This window comes from Sphingomonas sp. CCH9-E2 (assembly GCF_001557215.1).
Lineage (GTDB): Bacteria > Pseudomonadota > Alphaproteobacteria > Sphingomonadales > Sphingomonadaceae > Sphingomonas.
This window is the reverse complement of record NZ_LSJM01000357.1, coordinates 1-18,912: the sequence shown is the minus strand read 5'-3', so window position 1 is coordinate 18,912 and position 18,912 is coordinate 1. Positions and strand designations below refer to the sequence as shown.

General features: G+C 63.8%; 20 protein-coding genes. 8 read left to right on the top strand and 12 right to left on the bottom strand.

Annotated elements, in window-relative coordinates; all coding sequences use genetic code 11:
- A partial coding sequence (locus AX681_RS16790; protein WP_156442844.1) for a tyrosine-type recombinase/integrase occupies window positions 1-594 on the top strand: 594 nt, incomplete at its 5' end.
- On the opposite strand, the gene AX681_RS16785 is transcribed toward AX681_RS16790, so the two are convergent.
- On the bottom strand, window positions 572-844 hold the full coding sequence (locus AX681_RS16785) for a helix-turn-helix transcriptional regulator (protein WP_035599892.1): 273 nt from the start codon (window positions 842-844) through the stop codon (window positions 572-574). The genes AX681_RS16790 and AX681_RS16785 overlap by 23 nt on opposite strands.
- Window positions 845-1,256: 412 nt before the next feature.
- Here AX681_RS16785 and AX681_RS21570 point away from each other — a divergent pair, with 412 nt between their 5' ends.
- On the top strand, window positions 1,257-2,255 hold the full coding sequence (locus tag AX681_RS21570; protein WP_082738055.1) for a LysR family transcriptional regulator: 999 nt from the start codon (window positions 1,257-1,259) through the stop codon (window positions 2,253-2,255).
- Here AX681_RS21570 and AX681_RS16770 read toward each other — a convergent pair.
- The 11 genes from AX681_RS16770 to trbB form a co-directional block, all read right to left on the bottom strand.
- Window positions 2,173-2,427, bottom strand: a complete 255-nt coding sequence (locus tag AX681_RS16770; protein WP_011579845.1) for a DUF2274 domain-containing protein — start codon at window positions 2,425-2,427, stop codon at window positions 2,173-2,175. The genes AX681_RS21570 and AX681_RS16770 overlap by 83 nt on opposite strands.
- A complete protein-coding gene (locus AX681_RS16765; RefSeq protein WP_197421997.1) occupies window positions 2,427-3,551 on the bottom strand; it encodes a TrbI/VirB10 family protein in 1,125 nt (374 codons plus the stop codon). Before AX681_RS16765 ends, AX681_RS16770 begins: the two co-directional genes overlap by 1 nt.
- 71 nt (window positions 3,552-3,622) lie before the next feature.
- Window positions 3,623-4,603, bottom strand: a complete 981-nt coding sequence (trbG, locus tag AX681_RS16760; RefSeq protein ID WP_066662414.1) for a P-type conjugative transfer protein TrbG — start codon at window positions 4,601-4,603, stop codon at window positions 3,623-3,625.
- Window positions 4,600-5,289 (bottom strand): conjugal transfer protein TrbF, encoded by a 690-nt coding sequence (gene trbF, locus AX681_RS16755; RefSeq protein WP_066662412.1) that lies wholly within the window; start codon window positions 5,287-5,289, stop codon window positions 4,600-4,602. The genes trbG and trbF overlap by 4 nt, the downstream gene beginning before the upstream one ends.
- On the bottom strand, window positions 5,286-6,635 hold the full coding sequence (gene trbL, locus AX681_RS16750) for a P-type conjugative transfer protein TrbL (RefSeq protein ID WP_066682509.1): 1,350 nt from the start codon (window positions 6,633-6,635) through the stop codon (window positions 5,286-5,288). The genes trbF and trbL overlap by 4 nt, the downstream gene beginning before the upstream one ends.
- A 3-nt stretch (window positions 6,636-6,638) precedes the next feature.
- The gene (gene trbK-alt, locus AX681_RS16745; RefSeq protein ID WP_066664186.1) at window positions 6,639-6,920 is read right to left on the bottom strand and encodes a putative entry exclusion protein TrbK-alt; all 282 of its coding nucleotides are present in this window, start codon (window positions 6,918-6,920) and stop codon (window positions 6,639-6,641) included.
- Between the two features lie 10 nt (window positions 6,921-6,930).
- Window positions 6,931-7,692 (bottom strand): P-type conjugative transfer protein TrbJ, encoded by a 762-nt coding sequence (gene trbJ / locus AX681_RS16740; RefSeq protein ID WP_066664188.1) that lies wholly within the window; start codon window positions 7,690-7,692, stop codon window positions 6,931-6,933.
- Window positions 7,689-9,641 (bottom strand): conjugal transfer protein TrbE, encoded by a 1,953-nt coding sequence (trbE, locus tag AX681_RS16735; RefSeq protein WP_066664191.1) that lies wholly within the window; start codon window positions 9,639-9,641, stop codon window positions 7,689-7,691. The genes trbJ and trbE overlap by 4 nt, the downstream gene beginning before the upstream one ends.
- Window positions 9,642-9,650: 9 nt before the next feature.
- Complete coding sequence (locus AX681_RS16730; protein WP_066664194.1) at window positions 9,651-9,932, bottom strand: VirB3 family type IV secretion system protein; 282 nt, start codon at window positions 9,930-9,932, stop codon at window positions 9,651-9,653.
- Window positions 9,932-10,264: a TrbC/VirB2 family protein gene (locus AX681_RS16725; protein ID WP_035599872.1), complete on the bottom strand. Its 333-nt coding sequence runs from the start codon at window positions 10,262-10,264 to the stop codon at window positions 9,932-9,934. The genes AX681_RS16730 and AX681_RS16725 overlap by 1 nt, the downstream gene beginning before the upstream one ends.
- Complete coding sequence (gene trbB, locus AX681_RS16720; protein WP_409802288.1) at window positions 10,261-11,202, bottom strand: P-type conjugative transfer ATPase TrbB; 942 nt, start codon at window positions 11,200-11,202, stop codon at window positions 10,261-10,263. Before trbB ends, AX681_RS16725 begins: the two co-directional genes overlap by 4 nt.
- Window positions 11,203-11,552: 350 nt before the next feature.
- Here trbB and AX681_RS16715 point away from each other — a divergent pair, with 350 nt between their 5' ends.
- From AX681_RS16715 to AX681_RS16685, 6 genes are read left to right on the top strand one after another with little or no spacing between them, the layout of a single operon-like run.
- Entirely contained in the window at window positions 11,553-11,795 is a 243-nt protein-coding gene (locus AX681_RS16715; RefSeq protein ID WP_066664200.1) for a helix-turn-helix transcriptional regulator, read from the top strand.
- A complete protein-coding gene (locus tag AX681_RS16710) occupies window positions 11,792-13,111 on the top strand; it encodes a type II toxin-antitoxin system HipA family toxin (protein ID WP_197422046.1) in 1,320 nt (439 codons plus the stop codon). Before AX681_RS16715 ends, AX681_RS16710 begins: the two co-directional genes overlap by 4 nt.
- Window positions 13,108-13,644, top strand: a complete 537-nt coding sequence (locus tag AX681_RS16705; RefSeq protein ID WP_066664203.1) for a gamma-glutamylcyclotransferase family protein — start codon at window positions 13,108-13,110, stop codon at window positions 13,642-13,644. The genes AX681_RS16710 and AX681_RS16705 overlap by 4 nt, the downstream gene beginning before the upstream one ends.
- Window positions 13,645-13,646: 2 nt before the next feature.
- The gene (locus AX681_RS16700) at window positions 13,647-14,435 is read left to right on the top strand and encodes a hypothetical protein (protein WP_066664206.1); all 789 of its coding nucleotides are present in this window, start codon (window positions 13,647-13,649) and stop codon (window positions 14,433-14,435) included.
- The gene (locus AX681_RS21565; protein ID WP_082738120.1) at window positions 14,428-16,902 is read left to right on the top strand and encodes a DEAD/DEAH box helicase; all 2,475 of its coding nucleotides are present in this window, start codon (window positions 14,428-14,430) and stop codon (window positions 16,900-16,902) included. Before AX681_RS16700 ends, AX681_RS21565 begins: the two co-directional genes overlap by 8 nt.
- On the top strand, window positions 16,899-18,455 hold the full coding sequence (locus AX681_RS16685; RefSeq protein WP_156442922.1) for an argonaute/piwi family protein: 1,557 nt from the start codon (window positions 16,899-16,901) through the stop codon (window positions 18,453-18,455). Before AX681_RS21565 ends, AX681_RS16685 begins: the two co-directional genes overlap by 4 nt.
- Window positions 18,456-18,912: the final 457 nt, after the last annotated feature.

Sequence of the window (18,912 nt, the reverse complement as noted above, 5' to 3'; positions counted from 1 at the left end):
CTGCCGACGATCCGGCTCGGCATGAAGCTCTACCTCCTCACCATGGTCCGGAAGAGCGAACTACAGGACGCGGTCTGGGATGAAGTCGATTTCGAAAACGCCGTCTGGACGATCCCGAAGGAGCGCATGAAGCGATCGAAGCCGCACAATGTCTACCTGTGCCGGCAGACCCTCGACATCATGATCGCGCTCAAGACCTGCGCCGGTAATTCCCGGTATCTGCTGCCTTCCCGGTACGATGCGGATGCGCCGATGTCGCGGGCGACCTTCAACCGGGTCACTTACGCTGTCGTCGAACAGGCCAAGAAGGAGGGGCTGCCGCTGGAGCCGTTCACCGTGCATGACCTGCGCCGCACGGGCTCGACGCTGCTCAATGAACTGGGCTTCAACCGCGACTGGATCGAAAAGTGCCTGGCGCACGAGGACGGGCGTTCATCACGCGGCGTCTACAACAAGGCCGAATACGAGGTTCAGCGTCGCCACATGATGCAGGAATGGGCCGACACCGTCGATGCCTGGGTCGAGGGGCGGAAGTATGTTCCGACGCTGCTGCCGACAGTCATGCCGTCTATCACGCTCGATCCTGCCCTTTGACCGGGCGGGACTTGCGCTTGGTGACGTCGGGATGCTGTGCGCGAGGGATTGGCTTCGCGCGCCGCGCCAGCAACCAGGCGTGGACCTCGGCGAGGTCCCAGACGATGCAGCGCGGCGACAGCGCGAAGCGGCGTGGGAATTCGCCGCGCTGCTCCATCTCGTAGATTGTGCTGTCGGCCAGGGGCACCATCTCGCGCAGTTGGTGCCGCCGGATGGTCTTCCTGATCTCCAAAGGCTCGCTCTGACCCATACCCAATCTCCTTAGCGGCTGTCGCTGGCGATTGAGAACGATAGGTGCCGATGCCGGAAGTCCCTCCCGAGTGGCGTGCGGCAATTTCGGGCTCTGGCGTAGAAATCGGCGGGTCATTTTTAGTCCTGCCAGCGCGGCCGGACATCCGTCAGCCCACAGAATCTGCACGACTCGCCGCACGCGTTCCGCGCCGTAATTGCGCTGTTCAGATCACGCACCATTTACTGCTTGCACCGGCGAGATGCGATCCGGAAGTCCGCTAGCGACGTAATAACAGTCAAATGTGTGACACTTAAGGATTTCGTGGGCGGCGGTAGCGAGGAGACGGAGAAGACCCATAATCTGATCGGAACAGTTCTCGGGGGCTGACGGGGCTACGTTTGCAAAGACCTTTGCATCATGGGGAACCATCGTGCCGAGATTGAAGATCGAGCTACGCCATGTGCGTTACATCATCGCCGCTGCGGAAAGCGGCAGCTTCCGGCGCGCGGCGCAAGATCTCGGCGTCGAGCAGTCGGCGATCAGCCGCCGCATCCGGGATGTCGAGGATGAGATCGGCGCTCAGCTGTTCCGCCGTCATCCTGCCGGCGTCGACCTGACGGACATCGGCAAACAATTCCTGAATCAGGCCGCCCCTGGGGCGCGCCAGATCGGATCGGCGCTCGACGGCGCAAGAACGGTGGCGAACAGAGGACGGCATCTTCGGATCGGCGTGTTTGGGCCTCTGACCATGGGCTTTCTGTCTGAGCTCTTCGGGGCCTTTCGGGGTGACCGCCCGGGGGTCAAGCTGCGGTTCAGCGAGGGCAGCTGTCCCGAACTTATCGCGGCTGTGCGGCGGGGGCAGCTTGATGTCGGTGTCGTCGCCGATGCATCGCCCGGGAAGGGCTTTGACGTGACGCATTTGTGGGCCGAGCCCGTGTACGTGGCATTGCCGGACGGCGACCCACTCGCCGATCAGAGGGCGCTCCGGTGGGATGACCTGCGTGATCGGCACTTTGTGGTGACTGATTTACCGACCGGCGATTTCGCGAAGGGTTACCTGATGCGAAACCTCCAGACTTCGCCCGGAGACCTCCAGATCGAGCAATTGTCCGTCACTCGGGAATCTCTGATGCAGATCGTCGCGCATGGGGACGGCATCACCATCGCAGGCAGCGCGCATGTCCGTCACGGTCTGCCAGGCATTGCTTTTCGCCTGATCGAGGATGCTGTTCTCCGCTATGGTGCTGTCCACCCGCGAGGGGCGCTCCATCGGAACCTCGAGCGCCTGCTGGCGCTGGCAAAGTCTTTCTCGGAGCGAGATGACGCTTGGTTCGCCCGGCAACGGCTCATGCGCCCTGAGCATCGGCGCGTGCCGCACGTTGACTGCCATCGCGGCGCGCGCGGGCGAACCCCCGATCGGTTGCAATGAAGCGCTCGAGCATGGGCACAATCAGCTTCGTCGGGTCGCCGATGGTCTGGCCTTGTTCGCGGCCGAGTGCTGCGGCGTAGGCGACGAGGTCCCGATGCAGCGGCGCAGGGAGTTCAATCGTCACCTTGACCGGCTTGTCGTCGATGATCGGGCCGAGCTTCAGCTTGGTCATCACAACCCTCCATAAGGTTCGAGCACGAGGTCGCGGGTGACGATGACGCGCACGGGGAACCCCGGTCTGATCGTCAGGGTCGGCGCGACATTGAGTTGCCGACGGATGATCTGCTGGCCTGCGTCGTTGATGGTGTCCTGCCCGCCGTTGCGGATCGCCCGGAGCAGCCGATCCTGATCGTCAACGGCGAGTTCGGCGCCGACCGACAGCAGTGTCGACAGGCCGGCAGCCTTGGCGAGATCCCACCAGTGATAGTCGACGCCATCTTGGAGACCCGCATAGCCTTGCGCGTCGGCTCCGGGTTGACGTTCCAGGACGATCGAACGGCCATTCGGGAGGATGAGCCTCTTCCAGACGAGCAGTACCCGGCGCTGACCGAAGCCGACATCGTTGCTGTACTCGCCGATCAGCCGCGTGCCCTGTGGGACGAGCAGGATACGCCCGGTCGGGCTGTCGTAGACATGCTCCGTGACCTGCGCAGTGATCTGGCCCGGCAGGTCGGATCGGATGCCGGTGATGAGGGCCGCGGCGATGACGGCGCCGGTCTGAAGCACATAGGGCGATGCCGGAGCCATCACGCGATCCGGCGAGACCGTGCGGCGGTCCACGCCCGCATTCAGGAACGCGAGCTGGCGATCCTGCGCCGTCGCTGCCCCCGGCTGGCCCGGAAGACCTAGCCCAGAGAGGCTCGGGCTGCCTGGTCCGCCAGCTGTCGCAATCGGAGCTGCGACGCGCGCCTCCGTCTGAAAGAAGACGCGGCTCGTTCGGGCAGCTTCTTCTTCCGCGCGCCTGCGCTGCTCAACCGGATCGACGGTGGGCGCTGCTGCCATCGGCGGCGTGACGGGCTGGCCACGGTTCTGCGCATCGAGGATGGGTCGCCCCAGATCTCCGGGCAGCGGAGGCCCGAGCACCGGGCCGGTGTAGTCGCGTGGCAAGCCGGCAAGCCCGTCCGCGGTTCGCCGATTTTGCGTGGAGTAAAGCTCCTCACTGCCAGGGCCGATACTGCGCGTCTGAAGCGCATAGATGAGCGCGCCACCGACCCCGAGGGCGGCGACGAGACTGATACCGCCCAGCACCTTTCGCGACAGTCGGGTGACCCGGGGCGGTTCGGCGCGCAGCCGCATGGGCGAAGCGGCATCGCCGGGCTGTGTGCCGACCAGCGGTGCGTCGGCTTCGTTGGGCGTGTCGCGCTCGCTCATGACGCGGGCCTCCCATCGGTGCGAACGATCCGTACCGTCTGCTGGCGCTCGCCACTGCCGAGACGGAGCTCGGCGGCGCCGAACAGGCGGTCGACGATCAGGATGTTCTGGTGGATCCGGCTGTTGGCGATCTGCGGTTCGCCATCTGCGCCGATGACGAAGAGCGGGGGCATCTCGCCCTGAACGATCCCGCGCGGGAACTCGACATAGACGCGGCGCCCGTCGTCGTAGACCGAGATTGGCCGCCACGGCGGCGTGTCGCCGGTAAGACCATAGCGATAGTTCCGTGCCGCAACGGCCGGGAGCACTGGCGTAGCGGGCACTGCCTGTCTCTGCGAGGCGGGCGGCTGCGGATAGGCCCAAGCGACGGCCGGCATATAAGGGCGTTCGCCCGAGCGCAGCTCGATCATGTAGATGCGACGGTCGGTGGTGATGACCAGATTGGTCGTGATGTCTGGCCGTGTCGGCTTCACGAGAACATGGACGCGGCGAGTGATCCCCGAGCCGCTCTCGGTGTCGCCGATGATCCAGCGCGCTGTGTCGCCCGCAGCGATCGGGCCGGCGCCAGTCAGGCTTTCGCCTGGTTCCAGCGAGATGTTGGTGATCTGCCCGGGCGCGGCATAGATTTGATAGAGCGCGCCCTCGCTCCAGGGATAGATCTGGATCGAGTTGTAGTAGCCCTCGCGTCGAGGCTCGACGCGCGCGGCGGCATTGGCATTCTCCACGCGGCCCGCCGGCGTCCCTGCGGCAGCGCCACCGCGCGCGGGTGTCCAGGCGGGCGGTGCGTGAAGCGGCCTAGGTGGCGCCTCCGTGACGGCAGCCGGCACAGGGGGAAGCGGCGGCACATCGGCGTCATAGCTGATCTGTGGCGGTCGGTTGGTCGCGCAGCCGGCCAGCGCCAATCCGGAGATCAGCAAAAGCGCAGAGCCGGATAGGCGGAAGCCGCGGCTCGCGGGTCGGCGGAGATGATTTCTCATTGCCCCATCTCCCGAGACCAGTTGATGGCGTTGACGTAGATCCCAAGCGGATTGGCCCGCAGCCGCTCTGCGTCGCGCGGGGGTTGGATCACAATGGTCAGGATGGCTGTCCAGCGCTGTGTCGTGGAGAGCTGGCCGTTCTCGTACTGGCGTTCGGTCCAGGCAACGCGGAAACTGTCAGGCGACGCGCGGATCACGCTCGACACTTCGACCGACACCTGCTGCTTTCCGACGCGGGTGAACGGATCGTTGGCGCGGGCGAAGTCGTTGAGGGCCGCCGCGCCGCGATCGGTCGTGAACTCGTAGGCGCGCAGCCAATTCTGCCGCACGACGATGGCGTCGGCCGGGATCGAGCGGACCTGCTCGATGAACCGCGCCAGATGCCAGGCCACCTGCGGGTCGGTGGGGCGGTAGTCGGCCTGCGCTGGCGCGACCGCCTGCGCCTGGCCGAGATTGTCGACCTGCACCACCCACGGGACGATGGTCCCGCGCGCCGACTGCCAGACCAGCGCGGCGGCGAAGCCGGCGGAGAGGATCAGGCAGCCAAAGGCCATGAGCCGCCAGTTTCGGGCCTGGACACGCGCTGAGCCGATCCGATCGTCCCAGATCTGCGCCGCGCGCTGATATGGCGTCTCGGGCTCGGGCGTCTTTCCATAGTGGGTTGCGGGTCGCTTGAAGAAGCTCATGTGCGGTCGCCTCCGGAGAGATTGATGGAAGAGCCGCCGCCATGGCTGTCGCCCGATCGGATCGCGTGTGCCGCGAGTGTGACGCCGTGGCTCATGGTCTGCCCACGCCGCATGCGCTGCGCCCAAGCCGGCGGGTTGGCGGCAGAGCCTGTCGCAGCCGGTGCGGCCGAACCGGCATCATTCGCGACCGTTCCCATGCTCGAGGAGCCGCCGGTGCCGCCGAAGCCGCTTTTGACGCCGTCGGCGAAGCTCGTACGAACGCTTTGCGCGGCCCGGCGCAGCGGAGAGGCTGCCGCGCCGCCGGCCGCTCGTGCGACGCCGCCAAGGCCCGACGCGACGCCGGCAGCGCCCGACTGGCCGAGGGAACCGAGACTGTAGGCGGCGGAGGCGGCTCCCGCCGCAGTGGCTCCACCGCGCACGGCGGCGGCGCCGCCGGAAATGGCGCTCGCGCCACCGCGCAGGGCGAGCCCGGCCGCGCCGCCGGCAGCCATGGCTGCGCCGCCCGCGACGAGGCCGGTGCCGATGGCGGAGCCTGCGCCGAGTTGCGGGCCGCCGGAAACGATGCCGTTGGCGATACCCGGACCAAAGATGCCGAGACCGAGAAGCGACAGCGCCGCCAATACGACGGCCATCGCGTCGTCGATGGTCGGTGGCTGACCGCCGAAGCCTGCCGTGAACTGACTGAACAGAGTCGAGCCGATGCCGATGATGACGGCGAGCACCAGCACCTTGATCCCAGACGAGATGACGTTGCCCAGCACGCGCTCGGCCATGAAGGCGGTCTTCCCGAACAGGCCGAACGGGATCAGGACAAAGCCAGCCAACGTGGTCAGCTTGAATTCGATCAGCGTGATGAAGAGCTGGATGGCGAGGATGAAGAAGGCGAGCAGCACCAGCGCCCAGGCGAAGAGCAGGCAGGCGATCTGGATGAAGTTTTCGAAGAAGGCGATCCAGCCCATCAGGTTTGAGATGGATTCGAGCAGCGGCCTCGCCGCATCGAGACCCGTCTGCGCGACCCGGCCCGGGCGCATCAGGTCCTGGATGGAAAAGCCCGTGCCAGACGCCTGAAGTCCGAGGCCGGCGAAGCTTTCGAAGACGATCCGCGCCAGGTTGTTCCAGTTGCCGATGATGTAGGCGAAGACGCCCACAAACAGCGTCTTCTTCACAAGGCGTGCGATGATGTCGTCGTCCGCGCCCCAGCTCCAGAACAGGGCGGCCAGCGTGACGTCGATGACGATCAGCGTCGTCGCGATGAACGCCACCTCGCCGCCGAGCAGGCCGAACCCGCTGTCGATGTAGGAGGTGAAGACCCCGAGGAAATTGTCGATGACGCCGCTGCCGCCCATGACTCACCGCCCTTCGTCGGCGCGTCGCGGCACGGTGCGGGTGCCAAGGAAACGGTCGCGGGTTTCGGCCCAGATGCGCAGACACTCGCCATCCCTGGCGGCGGCTTCCCCCATCTGCTGGCACCGACGCTGGCCCTCGCGCAGCGGGTCCGGCGCCTCCTCAAGCACGGGCGTCGGCCGAGCCGCTGGCCTTTCCTCTTTCCGGGTCATCTCGATCGCCGTTGCCGTGATCGCGACGGAGACGAAGATGATTGCGCCCACGCGGGCCAGCGTCTTGCCGTCCATCCTGCTGTCCTCAGTTGCCGTTCGGGAACATCCGGGCGTTGCCGGGCTGATAGCCGGAGCCGGGCGTCAGGAACCGGCGGCGCTGTTCACGGCCTTGTTCGGCGGCGGCGGCCCGCTCGGCATCGACAAGCGCCTGCGCTCGGCCGTTGGCAGCGACCACAGCGACCAGGTCTGCGAGTTGCTGCGCCTGCAATGCGAGCAACTGGTTGCCGGCTTGGGTTGCCTGAAGCGCGCCGGTCGCACCCTGGCTCTGCCCGACCAGACCCGCCATCTCGGCGCGGTTGGTGTCGATATTGCCGACGACACCGGCCTGCACGCGCAGCGCGTCCTGAAGGCCGCCGACCGTGTTCTGCCAGCGCGATCGTGCATCGGCGACGAGACGCTGATCCGAAGTCGACAGCGAGATGTTGCCGTACTGGCTCTGAAAGGCTTGGTCGATCTGCTGCACGTCGAAGGCGATACGCTGTGCCTGACCCAGAAGCGCTTGCGTGCGCTGCACCGATTGCTGGAGCTGCTGAAGCGAGGAATAGGGCAGGCTCGCGAGATTGCGGGCCTGGTTGATCAGCATCTGCGCTTCGTTCTGGAGGCTCTGGATCTGGTTGTTGATCTGCTCGAGCGCCCGCGCGGCCGATAGGACATTCTGGACGTAGTTGGTCGGATCATAAACGACCCACTGCGCCGCTGCCGGGGTGACGAACACGGGCGAGAAGGCGACGGGCAGCGACAGGATGGTTGCGGCGAACAGCGCTGCGCGAGAGCGTCGGATCATCATGGCTTGGGCTCCAGGTTGGTGAGATCGGTGATGAGGTCGGCGGCCCATCCGACATCGCGGGCGCGCAGCCAGGCGGACAGGAAGCCGTCGCGGCCATGCTCGGCGAGGATCGCCTCGATGGCGGCCTGATCAGTTTTCGAGGATGCCGCGCAGAGCGCGAGGGCGACTTCGGAGAGCCCCAGCTCGAACAGCCGGTTGCCGCGCCGCGACTGGCAGTAATAGTCGCGTTTGGGTGTGGCCCGGCTGAGGATCTCGATCTGGCGGTCGTTCAAGCCGAAGCGCCGGTAGATCGTGGTGATCTGGGGTTCGATCGCGCGTTCGTTCGGCAGCAAAAGGCGCGTCTGGCAGCTTTCGATGATGGCCGGAGCGATCGCGCTTCCATCAATGTCGGCCAGCGATTGCGTGGCGAAGACGACCGACGCGTTCTTCTTGCGCAGCGTCTTCAGCCATTCGCGCAGTTGCGCCGCGAAGCCTTCATCGTCGAGCGCGAGCCAGCCTTCGTCGACGATCAGGAGCGTGGGCCGTCCATCCAGACGGTCGCCGATCCGATGGAAGAGATAGGCGAGGACCGCCGGCGCCGCGCCGCCGCCGATCAGCCCCTCGGTTTCAAAGGCCTGGACCGCAGCTTCCCCTAGCTGCTCGCCTTCGGCGTCCAGCAGCCGTCCGTAGGCACCGCCCACGCAAAAGGGTCGCAGCGCCTGTTTGAGATCATTCGACTGGAGGAGGACGGCGAGGCCCGTCAGCGTGCGCTCAGGGATCGGCGCGGACGCCAGCGAGGTCAGCGCCGTCCAGAGATGTTCTTTCACCTCCGGCGTGATCGTGACGCCCTCGCGGGCAAGGATGGCGGCAATCCAGTCGGCTGCCCAGGCACGCTCATGGGTCTCGTGAACACGTGCGAGTGGCTGGAGGGAGACCGACGACGCGGCGCCGTCCGTCAGGCTGCCACCGAGGTCGTGCCAATCGCCTCCCATGGCGAGCGCGGCTGCGCGGATCGAGCCGCCAAAATCGAAGGCGAAGACTTGGCTTCCCGGATAGCGCCGGAACTGAAGCGCGATAAGCGCGAGCAGGACGGACTTGCCCGCGCCGGTCGGTCCGACGACAAGAGTGTGGCCGACGTCGCCGACATGCAGCGAAAAGCGAAACGGCGTGCTGCCTTCGGTCTTGCCATAAAGCAGGGGCGGCGCACCAAAATGCTCGTCCCGTTCCGGCCCTGCCCAGACCGCGGAGAGCGGAATCATGTGGGCGAGGTTCAGGGTGGAGATCGGTGGCTGTCGGACGTTGGCGTAGACGTGGCCGGGCAGCGACCCGAGCCAAGCATCGACAGCGTTGATGGTTTCGGGCATCGCGGTGAAGTCGCGGCCCTGGATCACCTTTTCCACAAGGCGCAGCTTCTCGTCGGCGGTGCGCGGATCGGCATCCCAAACAGTGACGGTGGCGGTCACATAGGCCTGACCGGCATAGTCGGCGCCAAGCTCCTGCAAGGCCATGTCGGCATCGGCCGCCTTGTTCGCAGCGTCCGTATCGACAAGCGCGGAGGCTTCGTTGGTCATTACCTCCTTCAGGATTGCGGCGATCGACTTGCGCTTGGCGAACCACTGCCGCCGGATGCGCGTCAGCAGTTTCGTGGCGTCCGTCTTGTCGAGGAGGATCGCCCGCGTGGACCAGCGATAGGGAAAGGCGAGCCGGTTGAGATCGTCGAGAATCCCTGGCGTCGTCGCCGTCGGAAAGCCGTTGATCGTCAGCACGCGCAGATGAGCGGCGCCGAGGCGACTGGCGACGGCCACCAGTTCAGCGGCCACAGCTGAGTCGAGATCGGGACCACGAAAACGCGCGGTGCGCTGGAAGCTGCCATCCTTGTTGAGCACGACCCCTTCGCCGACCAGCGCCGCCCAGGGCAGGAAATCAGCGAGACGGGTCGCGGTACGGCGATATTCGGCGAGGTTCATCATGGCCACGCCTCAGACCGTGAGATGGCCCGGAATGCGCAGATGCCGGCGGCCTACTTCGACAAAGAGCGGATCGCGCTTTGCTGCCCAAACGGCGGCGAAATGGCCGATCGCCCAGATGAGGAGACCAACCAGCCATAGCCGCAATCCGAGACCGACAGCGCCGGCGAGTGTGCCGTTCATGATGGCGATGCTGCGCGGTGCGCCGCCCAGCAGGATATGCTCGGTCAGCGCGCGGTGGACCGGAACCGAGAAGCCCGCGACTTCATCGGGATGATGCAGGAGGCCCGCCATCAGACGAGCGCCCCGCCGCCGAACGAGAAGAACGACAGGAAGAAGCTGGACGCCGCGAAGGCGATCGACAGGCCGAAGACGATCTGGATGAGGCGCCGAAATCCTCCGCTCGTGTCGCCGAACGCCAGCGTCAAGCCGGTGACGATGATGATGATCACCGCGATGATCTTGGCGACCGGCCCCTCGATCGACTGCAGGATGGACTGCAGCGGCGCTTCCCAGGGCATGGAGGAGCCGGATGCATGGGCGGCGGGCGCCAGAAGAAAGCTCAGGGTCAGCGCCGTGGCGGCGGTTGCGAGGCGCTGATGGCCGCGCGCGATATGTCGGATCATGCGGGTTCTCCTTTTGGGTCGGGAGGCTGGGTTGCGGGGGAAAGGCGGTAGTCGGTGTCCGTCCCGAGCCCTTCGACGCGGGCGAGTTCGGCGAGACGCCGCGCAGCGCCGCGGCCGGAGAGCACGGCCACCAGATCGATGGTCTCGGCGATCAGCGCCCGGGGGACGGTGACGACAGCTTCCTGGATGAGCTGCTCGAGGCGGCGCAGCGCGCCGAGCGCGGTGCCCGCGTGGATCGTGCCGATCCCGCCGGGATGGCCGGTGCCCCAGGCCTTCAGGAGATCGAGCGCCTCAGCCCCACGCACCTCGCCGATCGGGATCCGATCCGGCCGCAGCCGCAGCGAGGAGCGCACTAGGTCGGACAGGGTCGCGACGCCGTCCTTGGTGCGCATGGCGATGATGTTCTGCGCCCGGCATTGCAGCTCGCGGGTGTCTTCGATGACGATGACGCGGTCGGTTGTCTTCGCGACCTCGGCCAGCAGGGCATTGGTCAGCGTGGTCTTGCCGGTGCTGGTTCCGCCGGCGACGAGGATGTTGGCGCGCGCTGCGACCGCCTGCCGGAGGATGGCGGCCTGGTCGGCCGTCATGATGCCCGCGGCGACATAGTCGTCGAGCGTGAAGACGGCGACGGCAGGCTTGCGAATCGCAAAGACCGGAGCCGTCACGACCGGCGGCAGCAGGCCTTCGAAGCGCTCGCCGGTTTCGGGAAGCTCGGCCGAGACGCGCGGGCGACGGTCATGCACCTCGGCGCCGACATGATGGGCGACGAGGCGGACGATGCGTTCGCCATCGGCCGCCGAAAGCCGTTCCCCCGTATCGGACAGGCCGTCAGAAAGCCGGTCGACCCAGAGCCGTCCATCGGGGTTGAGCATGACCTCGACGATCGCGGGATCTTCCAGGAATCGGGCGACCGCAGGCCCCAGCGCGGTGCGCAACATGCGTGCGCCGCGTGAAGCTGCTTCCGATTGCTGATGGTTGACCGCCACGTCGTCCCCGTTCGCTTGCGGGCCTGCGCGATGCGCGGCCCTGGATCGGGGATGAGTAAGAAAGGCAGGAATTGGGGCGTTGCAACAACGCTCAGGGGGTCATCGTACTGTGGCGAAGAAAGACAGGTGATCGGCGGACCCGCGTCGAGCCGCGGCAGCATCTGAGGCTGCCGATCGGCGCGTTTTCCCGAGCGGGAATAATTCAGGCCCGGGAGCTACTCCGAGGCGCAAGCTTTCCCGAGCGGGAAATTCTTATAGACATTCTTCCGAAATTCATGATACTTTCCCGTTCGGTAAATATCATGGCCAGACGCAACCTCACCACCGCCGAGATCGGCGACATCGTGCGAACCACCCGCAAGGCCGCCGGCCTGCGGCAGGACGAGCTTGCCGGCGCAGCTGGCGTCGGCCTGCGCTTCATCGTCGATCTCGAAGCGGGCAAGCCGACCGCACAGATCGGCAAGACGCTTCAGGTCCTGTCTGCGCTGGGCTGTTCGCTCGATATCACACCGCCGCCCGACGCCAAAGGAGCGCGGACAGCATGACGCGCACCCTCGATATCTGGTGGGACGGGCGCCTGGTGGGACAGTTGACGCAGGACAAGCACGGTGAACTCGGCTTCGCTTATGCGCGGGCTTGGCTCGACGACGAGGCGGCGCAGCCATTGTCAGCCTCACTGCCAAAGCGGACGGAGCCGTTCAGTCGTCGCGAGTGCCGCCCATTTTTCGGCGGTCTCTTGCCGGAGGAAAGCCAGCGCGACGCTGCGGCTCAGGCACTCGGCGTGTCGCGCGCCAATGATTTCGCCCTTCTTGATCGCCTCGGCGGCGATGTGGCGGGCGCGCTCCAGCTTCTGCCGCCCGGCGAAGGTCCGACCGCTCCTGCCCCCGATCAACGGCCAATCCCGCTTGACGATGAGGGCCTGATCCGGGTGCTGGACGCGCTGCCCGTCCGCCCACTGCTCGCGGGCGAGGAAGGCTTGCGGCTCTCTCTCGCTGGCGCCCAATCGAAGGTGCCGGTGGTTCTGGTGGATGGCGTGGTGGCGTTGCCTGCGCCGGGCCAGCCGACGACGCATATTCTGAAACCGCCGATATCGCGGTTCGCGGCGACGACCGAGAACGAGGCGTTCGTGATGCGCCTTGCCGCCGCGATCGGTCTCGATGTCGCGCCGGTAGAAGCGCGCATCGTGCAGGATCGGACGTTTCTGCTGGTCCAGCGCTATGACCGCGTCATTGGCGACGATGGCTTTGTGCGCCGCATCCATCAGGAGGATTTCTGCCAGGCGCTCGGCGTGCCACCGGAGACCAAATACGCGAGCGAGGGCGGCCCGACCTTCAGGGATTGCTTCGCGCTGCTCCGCCGCGTCGCCGAAAGGCCCGCGGTCGATGTGCTGAAGCTTCTCGATGCGGTGATCTTCAATGTGATCGCCGGGAACGCCGACGCACACGGCAAGAATTTTTCGATCCTCTACGGCGACGAAGGCCCACGCCTAGCCCCGCTGTATGATTTGCTTGCGACCATTGCCTATCCCGATCTCTCGCCGAAATTTGCCATGAAGATCGGGAAACGAGCGACGCTTGCCGAACTGGATGCGAAGGGGTGGGCAGCGTTCGCGGCGGAAGCGGGTGTCGGCCTGCCGCTGATACGCAGGCGGGTCGCGGAGATCAGCAAAGGCGTGATTGCGCGAACAGGCGAGGTTACCGCCGAGTTGGTGCGCCCCGGCTTCGATCTGGCGGCGATCGAAAGCCTCGCCGTGATGGTCCGCGAACGAGCGGAGCGCTGCGCACTGACAGTAGTGGAACCCGGCCGCTCGGCCAGCCAACTGCGCGATGGAGCGAATGTCGAAGGGACCAATGGCCAATGACATTTCTCTACTTCGCTTATGGCTCCAACATGTTGCCGGCACGTCTGCTTGGCCGTTGCCCGTCGGCGAAGGTCGTCAGGACGGGAGTTGCACGCGCCTGGAGTCTTGCGTTTTCGAAGGCGAGTAAGGACGGTTCAGGAAAGGCGACCCTGGTTATCGTCCCGAATTCCGCCGTTCCCGGGGTCATTTTCGAGATTGATCTGGCCGAACGAGAGCAGTTGGACCGGCACGAGGGAGCAGGCTCTGGCTACCGGCGCGAGGACACTTTCGCCATCGAGGGAAGCACCGTTCCGGCGAGCAGCTATCTGGGCACCTCGTTGGACCACACATTACGGCCTTTCGATTGGTACCTCGCGACCGTCATTGCCGGCGCCGAATATCATGGGCTGGACACAGCTCATGTCGCCGCGCTGAGGGGCACGCGCTTCGTCGAGGATGCCGAATTGGGTCGAAGGACCCGCGTCGAAGCCATCAAGGCGATGCGAGAGCATGGCATCCAAGATTACCGAACGTTACTTGAAGGTCTGGGATAGGCGTGCCGATCACTCTCAATCTTATGTCGGCGCTCCCCCAATGCGAGGGAGAACAATGGAGCGTCGATGCCCCTGACGATCTCGCGCAGCTTGTCGCGCTGGTGTTGGTCGGTCAGGCATTCCACGCGGCACTGATCCTTGTGGGCACGCAATTAGCGCCGCCGAAAATCACGGCAGGGCTGAAAGATACGCTCGACAAAGATCTGCATCCTACGACGGAAAAGGGTATCGAACATCGCGATGGTCTTTTATTCGAGATTATTTGCTGGGTCGCTGCCCGAAAGGGCAAGACGGGCGATGAAAAGATCGACAATTCGCACCTTAAGGCGACCAACCAGGGCACTGATGGCGTCAAGATTACGGTCGATCCAGCGACGAAGACGCTGACGAAGGCGACCGTCTACGAGTACAAATGCACGATCCATGCCCGGCAAAAATTCCAGAGCCAGGTGCTGAAGTCGTTTCGTGAGTATATTTCTGGCAAGCGCGATAATCAGCTGGCTCAAGCCGTTCTCGCCTTGCTGGAAAGCTACGGCTTCAATGGATACGAGCTCAAGACGGCATATGACACGCTGATTCAAACACGCCCGCTGGCGTTTGAAGCATCGCTGACTGTTTCGCCATCGCAGTTTCCAGCGGCCAAATGCGTCGCGTTGTTCAAGGACTATGATTCTCTTCAGGTGGCTTTGGACAAGCGCGGCGGTAACACGCTCCCGCTAGACGACGTTCGGGCCTGGTTTGCTGATTTCGCGGATCGCGTCTGGGCGCGGATTTCGACGTTCGATGTTTGACGCGCAAACCGCAGCCTTGATCCGGAGCGCGCCGGCTCTTGAGGGCGTCGACCCGTCGATGCTGCCGCAAGAACTGACCGGTATCTATGCCGAACTGGCCGGCCTCAGGCTGCGTGCGGCATCGCTAGCCGAGCAGCCCGACTACCTCGCCCAACTCGCGCGTATCGAGCGGATCGCGACTATCTACGAAGCGCTCGTCGACCGCGGTGCAGAAGATCACGAACGCCGGGCCGCCGCCTTCGTCGCAGCGACCGCTTATCAGCTTCTGGCCCGTATCCGCCCGGATCTCGAGGAGCGCGATGAACTCCTGACCACGCGGGCCATTGATCCGCGCGTATCGGCACCACTTCTGTTCCTGATTGCTGAACAGAGCCCTGACGCGCGTGAAGCCGCTCGCGAGCTCGCAGGCCCCCGTCTTGAAGATATTCATCGCGGCGCTTTGGTAGAAAGCGTCGAAGACCTTGCCTTGGAACGATTTGAAGCGATCCTCGAGCGTGCCAACCGTTTGGCAGGATTGCGGCCTGGGGCCGATGCGCCGTTTGATGAACGAGCGACGCAGGCGTTGTACGGATTGTGCTGGAGCGGTCTGGTGCAAATGGTAGCACGCTTGCTCGATCGTCCTCGTGTCGAGCTCGCCTATCAATCGTTCGAAACCCCTCAGCATGCCTTCGCCCGAGTGGTGGAACTCGCAACCCGTCCGCTGAATCTTCCGGACACTGGCCTCAACATTACCTCCAGCTATGCGGGACCGCGTCATCTGGCGCGGTTGCTTATGCACGTCGCAGACGGACTTGAGGACGTTGGCGTCACTCGAATCCCACCGCCCGCGGGTGCGGAAGAGAATTCTTGGAAGCTGTGGGTTCGCCATCGCGCGTCGAGCAAACCGGTGCTTTGGCCGAATCACCGCGCCGCTCTGGCTACGCATTTTCTGGATGTTGGAAAGTCAGCGGTGCTGGTACTGCCCACCGGCGCGGGCAAAACCACGCTTTCAGAGTTGAAGATCGCCTCGACCTTGTCGGCCGGCAAGAAGGTCATCTTCCTCGTCCCGACCTTGGCTCTGGTCGATCAGCTTCGTGATGATCTTGCCGAGAGCTTTCCAGAGAGTCTGATAGACAGCGTCGTGTCGGCCGATGGCGATCTCACCGCGCTGATCCGCGGACCAGAGCTCGAATCGATCGAAGTGATGACTCCCGAGCGATGCCTTGCGCTGCTGAGCTTCACCGACACCGACATGAGCGATCTTGGCCTGTTGGTCTTCGATGAATGCCATCTGTTGAGCCCCGATGGCGGCGGGTCCCGTAGCGACGAGACGCTCGCCAGGAGGGGTGTTCGCGAGGAGATCGCCATCGCGGAAGACCTGACGAGACAACTTCAGGATCCCAACTTCATCATTCCATTGAAGATTCGTGCCTTCCAAAAGCTCTTCGGCATCGGCGGCCTGCAGTATGTCGACTTCGAGAGCGGATGGGCGACGGGGCTTGCAAGCTTGCTCAAATCGCTCGAAAGGCAGCATGTGCCCAAGGCTGGCGGCGGCATCATTCAGCCCGAATGGTCCGCTCATCTGCGTCGGCGCGCAGTCGAGATCGAGGCGGTTCCCGAGGTCCTGACGTCCAATTGGCTCCGGATATTGAGGATGCCGGACAAGCTCAATCAACTGGTGCCTAACAATCGTGCCAATGAGACGTTGCTGCGTAAGCTCGGCGCGTCCTTCGAATACCCGATGGCGGAATTCGGCGACGGTTTCCTGACCTTCGCCAGCCCAATGGACCTGGCGGAACATTTCGAGCGGGTGGGGCCGTTTCACGCCGAGCGTGACTTCGACGTTCTCGATCTACTCGAGAACGGGTCATCGGACGCGGGGATCGACAGCCGCGATGCCCGGTCGATCATGATGAATCTCTTGCGCCAGGCATGGGAGAAGCATTGCGCCCGCCAAGGGCTTCTTGCGCATTCGTTCTCAAGCGGACTGTCCTTCCACGTTGGCGACAAAAGACTGGGCCTCAAGAAGCGCGTCTCATGGGGGCGCCAGGGTCAGAGCCGCAATTCAATGCTACGCGGTGTCGCCCGCAAGAAGATCTGGGAATACGGTGTAAGCGTAATTCCCAGCCTCTTCCCTTACCCTCATATGCGGCTCAAGGGCCGTGTGCTGTTTTCTGACATCGGCGAGCACAACAAGCCGATCGCTATTCCAGACCCCAAAACTCAGTTTCGCCTTCGGCGTTCGATCTGTTCAGCTTGGCGGAATAAGGCTTGGCATGGGCGTGTGATGGCGTTCATGGAGCTGTTGGCTGGCGACAGTCCGTATGTCGACCTTGCCGTCGGCTCGGGCGGCAGCATTACTCTCGATGCGATGCCTATCCAGTTCACAGCGCCTGTAACCGCGCGCCAGACCAACAGACTGGGCGAGGACGCGGAAGAAGCCGATCCCACAACGCTAGGCGGCCACTTCGAGGAGGCGGACGCTTGATCGAATTTTCCGAGAAATCCGTTCCGGTTCTCTACATTCCGGAACCACCACTGGGTTTTGGGCACGGGCAGGCTTCGGATCATCCGAAGGACGGCCTTACGCTTTACGGGCCTGCGTCAAAGCCTGATCGTCCGCAGATTACGATAGGTGCGGTTGGTACAAAACATGGCCTAGACCTCCTGTGCCGCTGGCTCGATGCAATCAGCAATCCCGTCGCAATTCCGCCTCGGGGTCAGCGCGACAAAGAGTTCCGGCTTCATCTGTCTGATTTTCCCGGTCTCGAGGAGGCCTTCGGCATCCGCGCCGATCCCGGCGGTATGATTAAATGCGAGATTGATCCTGCGGATATCCGTGCTGCGATTGCGATCGAGAACCATCACGAGGCGGTGGCCACAACAACAAAGCTGTTCATCGACCCGATTGAACGCCACGCGAAAAATGAGGAGCGGACGGTAGACGTTTGGATCTTTGTTGTGCCGGAAATCGTCTTCGAAACCTGCCGCCCAGTTGCGGGTCAGCGCCGCAAGGTCGAGCTTCTCAAGGGGGAATTGTCCCGGCGCCAGAAGGGGCGCGTCGACCTTCCGCTACTGGCCGGTGTTATTGATGACACGCTTGAAGCAGTGTTCGATGACATTCCCGACTTCCACCGGCAGGTCAAAGCGAAGCTTTTGAAGCTGGGCATGACATCTCAGCTTGTTCGCGAGACAACCCTTGCTCCTGAAGAGTTCGTGAACAAGGCAGGATATCCGAAACGTGGCACTCAGGATTCCGCCACCGTCGCTTGGAATTTGGCCACAGGCCTGTTCTACAAAACGCAGGCGGAACCCCCGTGGAAGATCGCCCGTATGCGGCCAGGCGTCTGCTACGTCGGCTTGGTGTTTAAGCTCCTTCCAAATCACGCTGACAATCACGCCTGCTGTGCGGCGCAGATGTTCCTAAGCGAAGGAGACGGTGTCGTCTTTCGCGGAGCGAACGGGCCGTGGCAGACTGAAAACAGAGAGTTTCACCTCAGCGATCTGGCGGCCGAAAACCTGATCAAGACGGTTCTGGATACCTACAAGCAACGCTTCGGAACTTATCCAAAAGAGCTGTTCATTCACGGCCGAACCAAGTTCAACGACGCGGAATGGGAGGCCTTTAGCAAAGCCGCGCCCGACGGCACCAATATCGTAGGCGTGCGTATCCAATCGACGCACGGCGAGACCAAGCTCTTCCGCGATGGCGATTATCCGTGCCTGCGCGGCACGGCGATCCAGCTCGGAGACAAAGATGCTTATCTGTGGACCACGGGGTATGCGCCACGTATCGATACCTATATCGGTCCCGAGACGCCGAACCCGTTGTTCGTGACCGTGCTCCGCGCGAGCGGTGACTATCCCTACATCGAGACGGTGCTGGCAGACATACTGGGTCTCACGAAAATCAATTACAACGCCTGCAATTTCAGCGACGGGTTGCCGGTCACCATTCGTTTCGCGGACAAGGTCGGCGAAGTGCTAACTATGGGCAGCGCTACGGGAGCAGAGCGACAGCCGTTCAAGTTCTACGTTTAGGGGCGTCGGACGTGCGCTGGCCACCTTTGCTGTTCCCGGGCTACTCGATCCGAAGACTGAGTCCTGTTATGGAGGACTGACGGTACTTTCAGGCGGCCGCCGGAGTTGCGCTGGGCAGGCAAAAAACGGGTCTGAGGGGCGATTGACCTCGATAGATGCCGGAACCGCGAAAATATTTTTTCTGGCAGTTTTTTCAATGAAATCAAAAGCGTAGCATTTTGACGGCCTCACAGTCGGAGAATGACCGTCAGACCGGGTACTTACCATCGAGTTTTCAAACACTTATGCGAGATTCAGACAATCGAATGGGAATGATCCGCTTCGCATGCCTGACCGTGCCGATGCTGCTCGCAGCGTGTGGGGAGACATCTCTGCCCAACATGGCGGCCCCGAATGAAACGGCAACGGCAGCCGCACTCGTCAACGAAGGCGAGGAAGTGACCGAGAATATGGCGGC

Bases quoted from the DNA above. Each gene is read 5' to 3' on its own strand.
- AX681_RS16785 (WP_035599892.1), bottom strand. From the start codon at position 844: ATGGGTCAGAGCGAGCCTTTGGAGATCAGGAAGACCATCCGGCGGCAC.
- AX681_RS16770 (WP_011579845.1), bottom strand. From the start codon at position 2,427: ATGACCAAGCTGAAGCTCGGCCCGATCATCGACGACAAGCCGGTCAAG.
- AX681_RS16765 (WP_197421997.1), bottom strand. From the start codon at position 3,551: ATGCGGCTGCGCGCCGAACCGCCCCGGGTCACCCGACTGTCGCGAAAG.
- trbG (WP_066662414.1), bottom strand. From the start codon at position 4,603: ATGAGAAATCATCTCCGCCGACCCGCGAGCCGCGGCTTCCGCCTATCC.
- trbF (WP_066662412.1), bottom strand. From the start codon at position 5,289: ATGAGCTTCTTCAAGCGACCCGCAACCCACTATGGAAAGACGCCCGAG.
- trbL (WP_066682509.1), bottom strand. From the start codon at position 6,635: ATGGGCGGCAGCGGCGTCATCGACAATTTCCTCGGGGTCTTCACCTCC.
- trbK-alt (WP_066664186.1), bottom strand. From the start codon at position 6,920: ATGGACGGCAAGACGCTGGCCCGCGTGGGCGCAATCATCTTCGTCTCC.
- trbJ (WP_066664188.1), bottom strand. From the start codon at position 7,692: ATGATGATCCGACGCTCTCGCGCAGCGCTGTTCGCCGCAACCATCCTG.
- trbE (WP_066664191.1), bottom strand. From the start codon at position 9,641: ATGATGAACCTCGCCGAATATCGCCGTACCGCGACCCGTCTCGCTGAT.
- AX681_RS16730 (WP_066664194.1), bottom strand. From the start codon at position 9,932: ATGGCGGGCCTCCTGCATCATCCCGATGAAGTCGCGGGCTTCTCGGTT.
- AX681_RS16725 (WP_035599872.1), bottom strand. From the start codon at position 10,264: ATGATCCGACATATCGCGCGCGGCCATCAGCGCCTCGCAACCGCCGCC.
- trbB (WP_409802288.1), bottom strand. From the start codon at position 11,202: ATGTTGCGCACCGCGCTGGGGCCTGCGGTCGCCCGATTCCTGGAAGAT.
- AX681_RS16715 (WP_066664200.1), top strand. From the start codon at position 11,553: ATGGCCAGACGCAACCTCACCACCGCCGAGATCGGCGACATCGTGCGA.
- AX681_RS16710 (WP_197422046.1), top strand. From the start codon at position 11,792: ATGACGCGCACCCTCGATATCTGGTGGGACGGGCGCCTGGTGGGACAG.
- AX681_RS16705 (WP_066664203.1), top strand. From the start codon at position 13,108: ATGACATTTCTCTACTTCGCTTATGGCTCCAACATGTTGCCGGCACGT.
- AX681_RS21565 (WP_082738120.1), top strand. From the start codon at position 14,428: ATGTTTGACGCGCAAACCGCAGCCTTGATCCGGAGCGCGCCGGCTCTT.